Source organism: Streptomyces sp. CB01201 (assembly GCF_002803085.1).
In the GTDB taxonomy this organism is placed as follows: domain Bacteria; phylum Actinomycetota; class Actinomycetes; order Streptomycetales; family Streptomycetaceae; genus Streptomyces; species Streptomyces hundungensis.
The window spans coordinates 311306-320897 of sequence record NZ_NNBJ01000011.1; the positions used below are offsets into that span (position 1 = coordinate 311306).

The following is a 9592-nucleotide window of genomic DNA, read 5'->3' on the forward strand; positions in this document are numbered from 1 at the left end:
CGGTCTAGGCGGCGCCCTGCACGAGCCGGTCGGCGAGGACCGGGAGTTCGACGGTGTCGGTGTCCGGCACCCAGCCCGGCACGTGCGTGGGGCTGACGACCGGCCCCGATGCGAAGCGTTCGGTGAGGCTGCGGACGTCGATCTCCTGCGTCCGCGAGCCGGCCGCATCCGCCTTGACCGCGACGGTCAGTCGCTGCTCCAGTTCGCGGAGCTGTCGTTCCAGGTCGCGGATGGTGGCCTGTTGGCAGACGACGACTTTCTCGGCGCTGGCCGACTTGTCTTCGGCGTACTGCCACAGGGCGTGTACGTCGGCGTTGTCGGCCATGATCCGCTCGAAGAAGTCGTCGGCCGCGGCCCGCCATTCCAGCAGGGCGGCGATGTCGGCACGCGCTGCGGCGAGTTCCTGCTTGGCGCGGTGCAGGCGGCCTTCAGGCGTGTGCCGGCCCGGGGTCCGCCACGGCAAGGTGATGGTCATCCCTCGTCACCGTCCTCGGGGCCGCACACGCAGTCATCGGGGTCCGCGCCCTGGCCGATAGCGCAAGCGCAGTAGATGTCGCCGAACGGGCTGCTCACGGTCTGGCCGAAGCAGTGGTCGCACTCGCCCGGCCGCCACTCCGCCTCGTCGTCGGCCATTTGGGCGACACAGCCGTCGCAGCCGTCGCCGTACCAGGTCCCGTCGATGAACTCGCCCTCGCACTCACGCGGGCTCTCGGCCTGGGCTTCCTCGGCCGCGTGGCGCTCCTCGTCGGCGATGTCGAGGGCGATCTCCGCGGCCTTCTCCTCGGCCGCCGTCGGGTACTCGCGCTCCTCGTCGGCGTGCTGTTCGTAGTCGTTCACGGTCGGTCCCCCTGGCGCTGGTGCGGAATGCGGGTGCGGGCGGCTTCGCGGCGCTCTGCGCGCTGGTTGCTGAGGTGCTGGCCCCAGACCGCGAGGAAACCGATGAGGCCGATTAGGCCTGCGGTCCATGCGATGGACGGCCACGGGTTGTCGGTCATGAGGTCACCGGCTCTCGCGGGATGCCGAGTCCGACGCTCAGGTCGTCGTTCTCCTGTCGGAGCCGGGCGTTCTCCTGGAGGAGATCGTCGACCACGGCCATGGGCGTGATCAGCGCGATTGCGTTGCGCCACGGCTGGTTGTCGGGCGTGTGCTCGCCGAGAAGGTCGGCCGGGGCGACAGCGGCGGCGAACTCGTCCAGGAGCTGGCCGAGGTGGCGCCGGTCGCGCTTGACCTCGTCCAACTCGCTGCGAAGGCGGGTGATCTCCTGGACGGCGACGCGGTACGCCTCGGTCATGGCGATCTCGGCGGCGTTGGTGTCGGCGGCGGTGAGGTCAGTCGTCATCGCGCTCACCGGCCTCGGTGGCGACGCCGAACGGTTCCCAGATGGCGGCCATGGTCTTCGCCCGGTCGGCCAGCCACGCCTTCACGGCGGGCTCGTCGGCCTCGGTGACGGTGCACTCGGTGGACCGGATGATGGCCTTGCGCTGGAGGACCCAGAAGACCTTGAGCACGTCCGGGCCCGGCGTCTCGCCCTCCTCCAGGAACTCGCCGCTGTCGCGCTGCCAGTCCCAGCGGAACACGAGGTTCATGTCGTGGTCCGCGTCGCCCCAGTCGGCGTGGAACTGGTCCCACGAGTCGTAGACGTCGTGCAACCCACGCTCGTAGTAGTTGCCTTCGGTGCAGTAGTACGGGTGGTCGATCTCCCACAGGTGCGGGGTCGGTTCAGACATTGTTCCCCCAGGTGCGTCGGCATGCCCAGATCAGGGCGGCGGTGGATGCGGCGAGGTCGAGGGCCGCGAGGACGGCCACGATGCGAAGGCTCGGGCTCACGAGGCGGCTCCGCACGAGTTGCAGGTGAAGCCTCCGGGCGGGCTGCCCTTGCAGGCCGGGCAGGCCACGAGCTGGCAGCGCACGAGCACGGTGAGGAGATCGGTGTTCAACGCCTCGGCGGCCGCGACCAAGTAGTCGACGGAGATCTCCTTACGGCGGCCTGACTCCACGTTGGCGAGCGCCGACCGCTTCGTCGGGTAGCCCAGTTCGGTCATGCGGTCCGCCAAGAGCTGAGCGGAGACGCCTTGCTCGTGGCGCATCGCGCGCAATACAGAGACCACTGCGGAGGACACGAGCAGCGTCATGAGGTCACCGCCCGACGCTTGCTGGCGTGGCCCATGTAGTCGCGGGGCTTCGCGGTCTGTGCCCGCCACGAAGCGAGACCCTCGATCAGCCCGGCGATCTGCGCGGCGGTCTTGCCGTCCAGTCGCGGCTCGTCGCCGGCCTCTGCGCAGGCGCGGCCCTTGATGAAGTTCGCCATGAACGCGGCCGGGTTCTGCGACTTCCGGGACCGGGCTTCGGCGATGGTGAAGGCGCTCATGCTGCCACCTGCCCGGCGTACTGCTCGTGGACCTTCTGGATCGCGTCCAGGTACGTCTCGCGCATCCACGGCTGCCAGAACCGCTCGGGCCCGTAGTAGTCGTGGAACTCCTCGTCGACGGCGGCCAGTTCGGCCTCTTCGACGTCCTCGGCGCGGACCATGCGGATGTCCATCACGCCACCGCCTTCAGCGACTGGCACTCCTGCATGTCGGCGGCGACGGCGAGGAGTTCAGCGGCGCGCCGCAGCGTGTCGGGGCGAGTCTCGGTGAGGTGCAGCGTGGCGGCGCCACTGAGACGGAGGACGAGGTCGCTCTCAATAGCGCCGTCGAGCCTCAGGTCCTCGGGGAGGCCATCGAGAAAGATCGTCGTGTGGATGACGCGGGTCTGCTTCATGACGCCCCTCCACGGGTGCGCTCGGTGCGGGTGTAGTCGCGGCCCCGCAGGTCGGGGTCGATGTCGAGGAACTGGTGCCACTGCTCGGCCAGTCGGCCGTCCGGCACGGGCACGGCGGCGTGAGCGTGTGCGGAGATCTCCGCGATCTGGCGCTCGACGTCCGCCAGCGGCACGTCCAGGCGCTCGATCGGGTTCGTGGGAGTGGTCATGACGCCACCGCCTGGCGGGCCGCGTTGAAGACGGGCGTCTCCTGGTACTTGCGGCGCCAACGCCACGCTGGGAGAGATGCCTGCGTCTCGCGCCACTCGATAGGGCCGTGGCACTTCCGCATCGGGTCGTGAGACCACGCGCGCCTGAAGGCGAGCCGACGGCAGTCGGGGCAGGCGATCTGCGGGCCGATCTTGCTGCCGTGCCCCCGGGAGGCGAAGGCCTCCTTGCGCTCCCAGTTCTCCGGGCGCCGCAGTTCGAGGTCGGACACGAGGGTCTCGGCGTCCCTGAGAGGGATGTCCGACCAGTCGTCGGCGTAGCGACCGAGCGCTTGGTCTTCGTCCTCGGCGTCGACCCAGATCACCCGCGTGACCGTCTCGGTGACGACGATCGGGAAGCTGCGCTCGGTGTAGTCCCAGCAGTTGCGCGGGACCGTCGAGTCCAGCAGTTCATTCACGTCCCAGTCCGGCCGGGCCGGGACCGGGCGCGGCCAGGACTGGTTCAGGTACCGGTGATCCCCGGAGTGGCGGAGATCCTTGTCGCACGTCGCGTAGCTGCTGCCGGGCTGCGGCTCACCGCACTTCACGACATGCCTCCCGTCGTGGAGGCGGTCATCGACGGCTCGGCTTCGCGGATCTCCAGACCCTGCCGCGCGGCCCACCGGCGAGCCGAACGCTCGTCCAGAGCGTCACAGCTGGCGGCGAAGTCGACGTAGCCATAGGCGTGGTGCTGGAGCGGACCGAACTCGCGCGTCGTGGACGCATTGCCCTCGTCGTCGTAGTCGACGGTCTGACCGAGCTTGGCGGCGAACTCCTCGACTGCACCGTTCGTGGTCAAGGGGAGCAGGACCCGGAGACCAACCGGGGCCTCGACGTCCGGGTTCTCCTCCAGCCACGCGGCCAGCTCACGCAGGCCGTCGATGTATCGGGTGCGGTCGTCCATAGGAGTTAGGGCTGTTGTGGGAGATGATGGGTTCACGAGCTTCTCGCTCTCTCTCGCAGTGCATTGCGGTGGAGGGGTGGATCTCGAAGGGCCGTCTGCCGGTGGCCTGGCAGTTACCGGCGGCCGGCCCGCATGGCCGCCTAGGCGGCGTTGGGGGTGGAGGCCTCTACGGGGAGGCCGGCCGCGAGGGGCATGCGCGTCGATGGCTTGTCGTTGGCGAGGCGCTCGGCCTCGAACTTCTCGACCAGAGCCAGCGGAAACAGCACGTTCCGGCCGCTCTTGAAGCCCCTGGGGGCCTTGCCGCGGTGGCGGAGCAGGTAGATGGCCTGGCTGGTCGTGTGCCACCGCTTCGCGAGCTGCGGGACGGTGAGGTGGGGGGACTCATCCACCGGGTGAATCGTCATCACTTCCCTCTGTTTCATGTCGGGCGATCTTGGCGATCGCGTCCCTGACGTCTGGTGCGCTTTGCAGGGCCAGCGCTATGCGTTTGAGCACGTCAGGGCCGGGTCTGGACTTCTCGTTTTCGATCCGGGAGAGGTACGAGGGGGAGATCCCAACCAGGTGGGCAAAGGCCGTCAGGTTGAATCCGCACTCTTCGCGCCTGCGCCGGATGGTTCTGCCTCGCGCTTGCACAGTGGAAAGATTAGGAAAGTAAGTGCAAGATCACAAGGTCTTCGACAGAAAGGAGTGGAAAAAATGAGAAAGAGCAGGTCCGAGGCCTGATCCTGTCTGTGCCGCCTAGCGACTGGTTGGTAGGTTGTTTCCTGACGTTGCTTCCTGTTGCATGCGGAGACTGGGCGGAGACAGGCCATGAACCACGACCCCACGGCGTGGGAGACCCTCGGCAAGGCCCTCAGGAGTGACCGCGAACGACAAGGGCTGACCAGGGGAGAACTCGCTCAACGCGTCATCGACCGGGGCGGGAAGATCACGACCCGCAGCATCGGCAGCCTGGAGACGGGAGTCGTCCCCCGTCGCGGCACCAAGCCCCCTTCTCTTGAACCTGCCGCCGCAGCTCTCGACTGGCGGCCGGGCTGGGTCGACCGGATCCTCGCGGGCGAAGACCCGCACCAGGTGCTCGGATCACACAATCCTGGAGCCGGTGCGGCGCCAGGGCCTCGGGAGATGGCGCTCGAACTCCTGCCGTCCGTCTACGAGTTCAGCCGCGCCGCCGTGTCCGGCGGCGGCGACCCCGTCCTGCGGGACGAGTTCGATGAGATGGCGCAGAGGCTGTTGCAGTCCATTCCGGCAGGGGCTGGCGTGGCTCCGGGTTCCGCCTACGGGCTGGCCGCGTACCGACCGCATGCGGTCGGCGAGGGCGTCCCCGCCGATGATGCCGACCGGATCGCCCGCGCGATGGATCGCAGCCGGTAGTAGGGGAAGCGCAACCTTCTGCGCCCCCTGCCTGTCCAACAAGAAGCCGCGGCGACGCCAGCAAGGCGTCGCCGCGCTTGTCGCTGCCCCGATACGGCGCGACACGAAGGAAGTTGAAAGATTTCTTATCGTTTCCTTCCTCTACCCCCCGTTGCTCGGGTAGACATAGAGCCCACACGGCGCGCTTCCCACACGTACCGACTCCCATGGGGGGCGCATGACTATGTCGCCGGTGCTGCGAATCGCTGAGATGGGGACGCGCTACGCGCCCGCCGAAATCCTGGAAGGCCTGGGGATCCCCGTACAGAGGGCCTGGTTGCGCGACACGTGGGGGGCGTGGTCCGAAGAGAAGCGCTGCGTCGTCGTAGCTGCCGGCCTCAGCCGCGTGCAGGAACGCTGTGTGCTCGCCCACGAGTTGGAGCACGTCCTCGCCCACGATGCTGGCTGCGACGGCACGTTGAGAACTGTGCGCCAAGAGCGCCGCGCCGACATCGAAGCCGCCCGTAAACTCGTAGCCATCTCGGACCTGGCGCAGGTGGCGCAGTGGGCGCCGGACCTCTTCGCGGCAGCGGCCGAACTCGACGTGACGGAGCGCCTCTTGCAGGTGCGATTGAGCGACCTCAAGGGGGAGGGCTGGCCATGGCGGGCTACATTGAAGATCGCTGGCTGAACAAGCGCAAGGACCCCGTCACGGGGAAGCGGGAGCGCACCGCGCTGTGGGGTAAGTGCAAGCGCTACAAGGTATCCGGTATCCCTGGGGTGCGCTCCAGGTCGTTCGACGTGCTCGAAGAGGCGAAGATCTGGAAAGCCAAGGCGATCATCGACAGCAAGCGCAAGGAGTTTGTCGACGACCGCGACGGGGCCATCCTGCTCGGCGACTACATCGAGAACGAGTGGTGGCCGACACGCAGTGACCCCGCCGGAACGGCCATCACGATGAAATCGAAGATCTGGCGGCACGTCATCGGTACCGCTCTTGGGCGCCAGCCGATGAATGTCATCGGGGACAGGCAGCTGGTCAATTGGCAGAAGGAGCTGCGCGCGCGTGGGTTGGAGGCCTACACGATCGAGGTGATCTGGAATCACCTCAGCTCCATCTTCAAGTCGGCCACCGGATCGCGGATCGCGAAGAATCCGTGCAGGGAGGCCGGCTCCGAGACTAGGCCGCCGAAGGCCGGAGAAACCAAGGCGCGCGCCTGGTTGCCAGAGGAGGTGCTGGCGATCCGCAACGGCCTGGCCGACCGGTACCAGGTCGTCGCCGACCTTGGCATGGGCGCAGGCCTGAGGCAGGCTGAGGTGATCGGGTTCAGTTTGGACGACATCGACGAGAGCCGGATGCTGATCACGCTGCGGCGCCAGCTGCTGTGGGAGAACTCCTCCCGCCCCTATTTCAAGCTGCCTAAGGGCAAGAAGGAGCGGAACATCCCTCTCTCCGCCGGGCTGCTCAAGGCGATCAAGGCCCACGCGGAGAAGTACCCGCCGGTCACCGTCACCCTGCCGTGGCAGGGGCCTGGGAACGACGGGCGAAAAGAAGCATCGGTCGGCCTGTTGGTCACGACGGCCTATGGGAATCGGATCAACCCGAGCGTCTACAACAACAAGAACATGAAGCCTGCCCTCGTGTCCGCCGGCCTTCTGGCGCCGCGGAGCGAGGATGGCAAGGAGGGCTGGGGCTGGGAGCCGTCGCGGGAGAGGATGCATCACCGCTTCCGCCACACCTACGCGAGTGTTCAGTTGCAGGCTGGTGAGGATCCGGTGTCGCTGTCACACTGGATGGGTCACGCCTCGCCAGAGACGACCTTCCGGATTTACGCGCACTTCATGCCTGACCGGGGGCAGCGGGGGCGGACCGCGATTGACGCCTGGTTGCAGGCGAGCACCCGCTGAAACTCCCTGAGAACTCCCTGGGCTTGTTCTGGATCTTGTTTGGGCCGCCAGTCAACTCGTGACTGGCGGCCCTTTGTTGTGCCTGCGGGAGAGTCGGCGAGACCCGGGAATCTTGCGTTTCAGCAGGTCAGGCGTAGGAGTAGAAACCGGACCCGGTCTTGCGGCCGAGGCGCCCGGCGTCGACCATCCGCTGGAGCAGCGGGGGAGCGGCGTACAGGGGCTCCTTGAACTCGTCGTACATCGAGTCCGCGACGGAGGCCACGGTGTCCAGGCCGATGAGGTCGGACAGCTTCAGCGGGCCCATCGGGTGGGCGCAGCCCAGCTCCATGCCGTTGTCGATGTCCTCACGGCTGGCGATGCCCGACTCGAACATCCGGATCGCCGAGAGCAGATACGGGATGAGCAGCGCGTTGACCACGAACCCCGAGCGGTCCTGGGCGCGGATCGCGTGCTTGCCGAGGACCTTCTCGACCAGGACCTGGGCGCGGCTGATGGTGCCCTCGGACGTGGTGAGCGCGGGGATCAGCTCGACCAGCTTCTGCACCGGGGCCGGGTTGAAGAAGTGGATGCCGATGACCTGGTCGGGCCGCGAGGTGGCGACCGCGAGCTTGACCAGCGGGATCGAGGAGGTGTTGGACGCCAAGATCGCGTCCGGGCGGGTCACCACCTGGTCGAGCACCTGGAAGATCTCGGTCTTGACCTGCTCGTTCTCCACGACGGCCTCGATCACGAGGTCGCGGTCGGCGAACTCGCCCAGGTCGGTGGTGAAGCTGAGCCGGCCGAGCGTCGCGTCGCGCTCCTCCTCGGTGATCTTGCCGCGCTCCGCGGCCTTCGAGAGGGAGTTGTGCAGCCGGGTCCGGCCGATCTCCAGGGCCTCGCCGGTGGTCTCGGCGACCATGACGTCCAGGCCGCTGCGGGCGCACACCTCCGCGATGCCCGCGCCCATCTGGCCACAGCCCACAATTCCGACGCGTTCGATGTCGGTCACATCGTGCCTTTCGCTTCGCTCTACTGCCGTCCCCGGCGGGTCCCCCGTGTGATTCCGGCGCCCGCCTTCGGCCCCTGACGTTACTCCGGACGCGCGTGTGCCAGTGGGGCCGGGGCGGGCATGCTGTCCGGTACACCTGGGCCGATGGGATCCGAGCGAGGGGTGTGACGTGGGGCGAATCACGCGCAGGAGCTTTGTGGCGGGCACGGCGGGGGCCGTCAGCGGCCTGATCACGGCGGGCGGCGCGGCGGCCGCCGACCGGGACGGGACGCTGGAGCGGGCGGTGCGGGAGGTGGCGGGCAGGCGGCCCCGGCGCGAGTTCCGCGGAGTGTGGCTGGCCACCGTCGCCAACCGGGACTGGCCCTCGCGGCCGGGCCTGACCGCCGACGCCCAGCGCACCGAGCTGCTGGCCCATCTCGACAAGGCCGTCGAGCGGCGGCTGAACGCGGTGGTCCTCCAGGTCCGCCCGACCGCCGACGCGCTGTGGCCGTCCCCCTACGAGCCCTGGTCGCAGTGGCTCACCGGGACGCAGGGCCGGGATCCCGGCTGGGACCCACTGGGCACCGCCGTGCGCGAGGCGCACCGGCGCGGCCTGGAGCTGCACGCCTGGTTCAACCCGTACCGGGTCGCCAACGACACCGACCTGTCGCGTCTGGCGCCCACCCACCCGGCGCGGCTGCACCCCGACTGGGTCGTCCCCTACGGCGGGAAGCTCTACTACAACCCGGGGCTGCCCGAGGTCCGCCGGTTCGTCGAGGACGCGATGCTGGACGCGGTGCGCCGCTACGCCGTCGACGGCGTGCACTGGGACGACTACTTCTACCCGTACCCGGTGGCGGGCCAGAGCTTCGACGACGACGCGGCGTACGTGCGGTACGGGTCCGGCTTCCCCGACCGCGATGCCTGGCGGCGGCACAACATCGACCTTCTGGTGCGCGAGACCGGCGCCCGGATCAAGCGGATCCGGCCCCGACTCCGGTTCGGCATCAGCCCGTTCGGGGTGTGGCGCAACAGGTCGAGCGACCCGCGGGGCTCGGCGACCACGGCCGGCGTCCAGACCTATGACGACCTGCACGCCGACACGCGTGCCTGGGTCCGCGAGGGCATCCTCGACTACATCTGTCCGCAGCTGTACTGGAACATCGGCTTCGCCGCCGCCGACTACGCGGTCCTGGTGCCCTGGTGGGACGAGGTCGCCCGGGGCACCGGCGTGGACCTGTACATCGGCGAGGCCCTGTACAAGGCGGGGGATCCGGCGCAGCCCGCCGCCTGGCAGGACCCGGCCGAGCTGTCCCGCCATCTGACCCTGGCGGCGCGCCACCCCTCGGTGCGCGGGCACTGCTTCTTCGCCGCGAAGGAGGTGGCCGAGGACCGCATCGGGGCCATGGCCCGCGTCGTCGCCGACCACTACCCGGGCCGGGCCCGCTGAATG

At 68.6% G+C, this 9592-nt stretch carries 19 protein-coding genes; 4 read left to right on the top strand and 15 right to left on the bottom strand.

The genetic code is table 11. From position 1 onward, the window contains the following. Positions 1 to 4 precede the first annotated feature (4 nt). The 14 genes from CG740_RS23425 to CG740_RS41950 form a co-directional block, all read right to left on the bottom strand. Complete coding sequence (locus CG740_RS23425; RefSeq protein ID WP_100577199.1) at positions 5 to 475, bottom strand: hypothetical protein; 471 nt, start codon at positions 473 to 475, stop codon at positions 5 to 7. Beyond that, the gene (locus CG740_RS23430; RefSeq protein WP_100577200.1) at positions 472 to 837 is read right to left on the bottom strand and encodes a hypothetical protein; all 366 of its coding nucleotides are present in this window, start codon (positions 835 to 837) and stop codon (positions 472 to 474) included. The genes CG740_RS23425 and CG740_RS23430 overlap by 4 nt, the downstream gene beginning before the upstream one ends. Then, on the bottom strand, positions 834 to 995 hold the full coding sequence (locus CG740_RS39850; protein ID WP_159030395.1) for a hypothetical protein: 162 nt from the start codon (positions 993 to 995) through the stop codon (positions 834 to 836). The genes CG740_RS23430 and CG740_RS39850 overlap by 4 nt, the downstream gene beginning before the upstream one ends. Then, complete coding sequence (locus tag CG740_RS23435) at positions 992 to 1339, bottom strand: hypothetical protein (protein WP_100577201.1); 348 nt, start codon at positions 1337 to 1339, stop codon at positions 992 to 994. Before CG740_RS23435 ends, CG740_RS39850 begins: the two co-directional genes overlap by 4 nt. Continuing rightward, positions 1329 to 1727 carry a hypothetical protein gene (locus CG740_RS23440; RefSeq protein ID WP_100577202.1) on the bottom strand — a complete coding sequence of 133 codons (399 nt, stop codon included), beginning with the start codon at positions 1725 to 1727 and terminating at the stop codon, positions 1329 to 1331. The genes CG740_RS23435 and CG740_RS23440 overlap by 11 nt, the downstream gene beginning before the upstream one ends. A 96-nt stretch (positions 1728 to 1823) precedes the next feature. Beyond that, positions 1824 to 2132 (bottom strand): helix-turn-helix domain-containing protein, encoded by a 309-nt coding sequence (locus CG740_RS23445; protein WP_199846547.1) that lies wholly within the window; start codon positions 2130 to 2132, stop codon positions 1824 to 1826. Continuing rightward, entirely contained in the window at positions 2129 to 2368 is a 240-nt protein-coding gene (locus CG740_RS23450) for a hypothetical protein (RefSeq protein WP_100577204.1), read from the bottom strand. The genes CG740_RS23445 and CG740_RS23450 overlap by 4 nt, the downstream gene beginning before the upstream one ends. Next, positions 2365 to 2541, bottom strand: a complete 177-nt coding sequence (locus tag CG740_RS39855) for a hypothetical protein (protein WP_159030397.1) — start codon at positions 2539 to 2541, stop codon at positions 2365 to 2367. The genes CG740_RS23450 and CG740_RS39855 overlap by 4 nt, the downstream gene beginning before the upstream one ends. Continuing rightward, positions 2541 to 2762 (bottom strand): hypothetical protein, encoded by a 222-nt coding sequence (locus CG740_RS23455; RefSeq protein ID WP_100577205.1) that lies wholly within the window; start codon positions 2760 to 2762, stop codon positions 2541 to 2543. The genes CG740_RS39855 and CG740_RS23455 overlap by 1 nt, the downstream gene beginning before the upstream one ends. Continuing rightward, a complete protein-coding gene (locus CG740_RS23460; protein WP_100577206.1) occupies positions 2759 to 2971 on the bottom strand; it encodes a hypothetical protein in 213 nt (70 codons plus the stop codon). Before CG740_RS23460 ends, CG740_RS23455 begins: the two co-directional genes overlap by 4 nt. Then, positions 2968 to 3555, bottom strand: coding sequence for a hypothetical protein (locus CG740_RS23465; protein ID WP_100577207.1), 588 nt, complete (start codon positions 3553 to 3555; stop codon positions 2968 to 2970). The genes CG740_RS23460 and CG740_RS23465 overlap by 4 nt, the downstream gene beginning before the upstream one ends. After that, a complete protein-coding gene (locus CG740_RS23470) occupies positions 3552 to 3911 on the bottom strand; it encodes a hypothetical protein (RefSeq protein ID WP_100577208.1) in 360 nt (119 codons plus the stop codon). Before CG740_RS23470 ends, CG740_RS23465 begins: the two co-directional genes overlap by 4 nt. 140 nt (positions 3912 to 4051) lie before the next feature. Continuing rightward, entirely contained in the window at positions 4052 to 4300 is a 249-nt protein-coding gene (locus CG740_RS23475; protein ID WP_234376443.1) for a helix-turn-helix transcriptional regulator, read from the bottom strand. After that, positions 4293 to 4544 carry a helix-turn-helix domain-containing protein gene (locus CG740_RS41950; protein ID WP_100577210.1) on the bottom strand — a complete coding sequence of 84 codons (252 nt, stop codon included), beginning with the start codon at positions 4542 to 4544 and terminating at the stop codon, positions 4293 to 4295. Before CG740_RS41950 ends, CG740_RS23475 begins: the two co-directional genes overlap by 8 nt. 177 nt (positions 4545 to 4721) lie before the next feature. Here CG740_RS41950 and CG740_RS39860 point away from each other — a divergent pair, with 177 nt between their 5' ends. From CG740_RS39860 to CG740_RS23495, 3 genes are all read left to right on the top strand, one after another. Then, entirely contained in the window at positions 4722 to 5285 is a 564-nt protein-coding gene (locus CG740_RS39860) for a helix-turn-helix domain-containing protein (protein ID WP_159030398.1), read from the top strand. A gap of 217 nt (positions 5286 to 5502) precedes the next feature. After that, positions 5503 to 5955 (top strand): ImmA/IrrE family metallo-endopeptidase, encoded by a 453-nt coding sequence (locus tag CG740_RS23490; RefSeq protein WP_100577212.1) that lies wholly within the window; start codon positions 5503 to 5505, stop codon positions 5953 to 5955. Further along, on the top strand, positions 5925 to 7172 hold the full coding sequence (locus CG740_RS23495) for a site-specific integrase (protein ID WP_100577213.1): 1248 nt from the start codon (positions 5925 to 5927) through the stop codon (positions 7170 to 7172). Before CG740_RS23490 ends, CG740_RS23495 begins: the two co-directional genes overlap by 31 nt. Before the next feature lie 127 nt (positions 7173 to 7299). On the opposite strand, the gene CG740_RS23500 is transcribed toward CG740_RS23495, so the two are convergent. Next, positions 7300 to 8160: a 3-hydroxybutyryl-CoA dehydrogenase gene (locus CG740_RS23500; RefSeq protein WP_100577214.1), complete on the bottom strand. Its 861-nt coding sequence runs from the start codon at positions 8158 to 8160 to the stop codon at positions 7300 to 7302. Between the two features lie 169 nt (positions 8161 to 8329). On the opposite strand from CG740_RS23500, the gene CG740_RS23505 reads away from it, so the two are divergent. Next, a complete protein-coding gene (locus CG740_RS23505) occupies positions 8330 to 9589 on the top strand; it encodes a glycoside hydrolase family 10 protein (protein ID WP_100577215.1) in 1260 nt (419 codons plus the stop codon). Positions 9590 to 9592: the final 3 nt, after the last annotated feature.

Excerpts from the sequence above, each read along its gene's own strand:
- CG740_RS23425 (WP_100577199.1), bottom strand. The coding sequence starts at position 475 with ATGACCATCACCTTGCCGTGGCGGACCCCGGGCCGGCACACGCCTGAA.
- CG740_RS39850 (WP_159030395.1), bottom strand. The coding sequence starts at position 995 with ATGACCGACAACCCGTGGCCGTCCATCGCATGGACCGCAGGCCTAATC.
- CG740_RS23435 (WP_100577201.1), bottom strand. The coding sequence starts at position 1,339 with ATGACGACTGACCTCACCGCCGCCGACACCAACGCCGCCGAGATCGCC.
- CG740_RS23440 (WP_100577202.1), bottom strand. The coding sequence starts at position 1,727 with ATGTCTGAACCGACCCCGCACCTGTGGGAGATCGACCACCCGTACTAC.
- CG740_RS23445 (WP_199846547.1), bottom strand. The coding sequence starts at position 2,132 with ATGACGCTGCTCGTGTCCTCCGCAGTGGTCTCTGTATTGCGCGCGATG.
- CG740_RS23450 (WP_100577204.1), bottom strand. The coding sequence starts at position 2,368 with ATGAGCGCCTTCACCATCGCCGAAGCCCGGTCCCGGAAGTCGCAGAAC.
- CG740_RS39855 (WP_159030397.1), bottom strand. The coding sequence starts at position 2,541 with ATGGACATCCGCATGGTCCGCGCCGAGGACGTCGAAGAGGCCGAACTG.
- CG740_RS23455 (WP_100577205.1), bottom strand. The coding sequence starts at position 2,762 with ATGAAGCAGACCCGCGTCATCCACACGACGATCTTTCTCGATGGCCTC.
- CG740_RS23460 (WP_100577206.1), bottom strand. The coding sequence starts at position 2,971 with ATGACCACTCCCACGAACCCGATCGAGCGCCTGGACGTGCCGCTGGCG.
- CG740_RS23470 (WP_100577208.1), bottom strand. The coding sequence starts at position 3,911 with ATGGACGACCGCACCCGATACATCGACGGCCTGCGTGAGCTGGCCGCG.
- CG740_RS39860 (WP_159030398.1), top strand. The coding sequence starts at position 4,722 with ATGAACCACGACCCCACGGCGTGGGAGACCCTCGGCAAGGCCCTCAGG.
- CG740_RS23490 (WP_100577212.1), top strand. The coding sequence starts at position 5,503 with ATGACTATGTCGCCGGTGCTGCGAATCGCTGAGATGGGGACGCGCTAC.
- CG740_RS23495 (WP_100577213.1), top strand. The coding sequence starts at position 5,925 with ATGGCGGGCTACATTGAAGATCGCTGGCTGAACAAGCGCAAGGACCCC.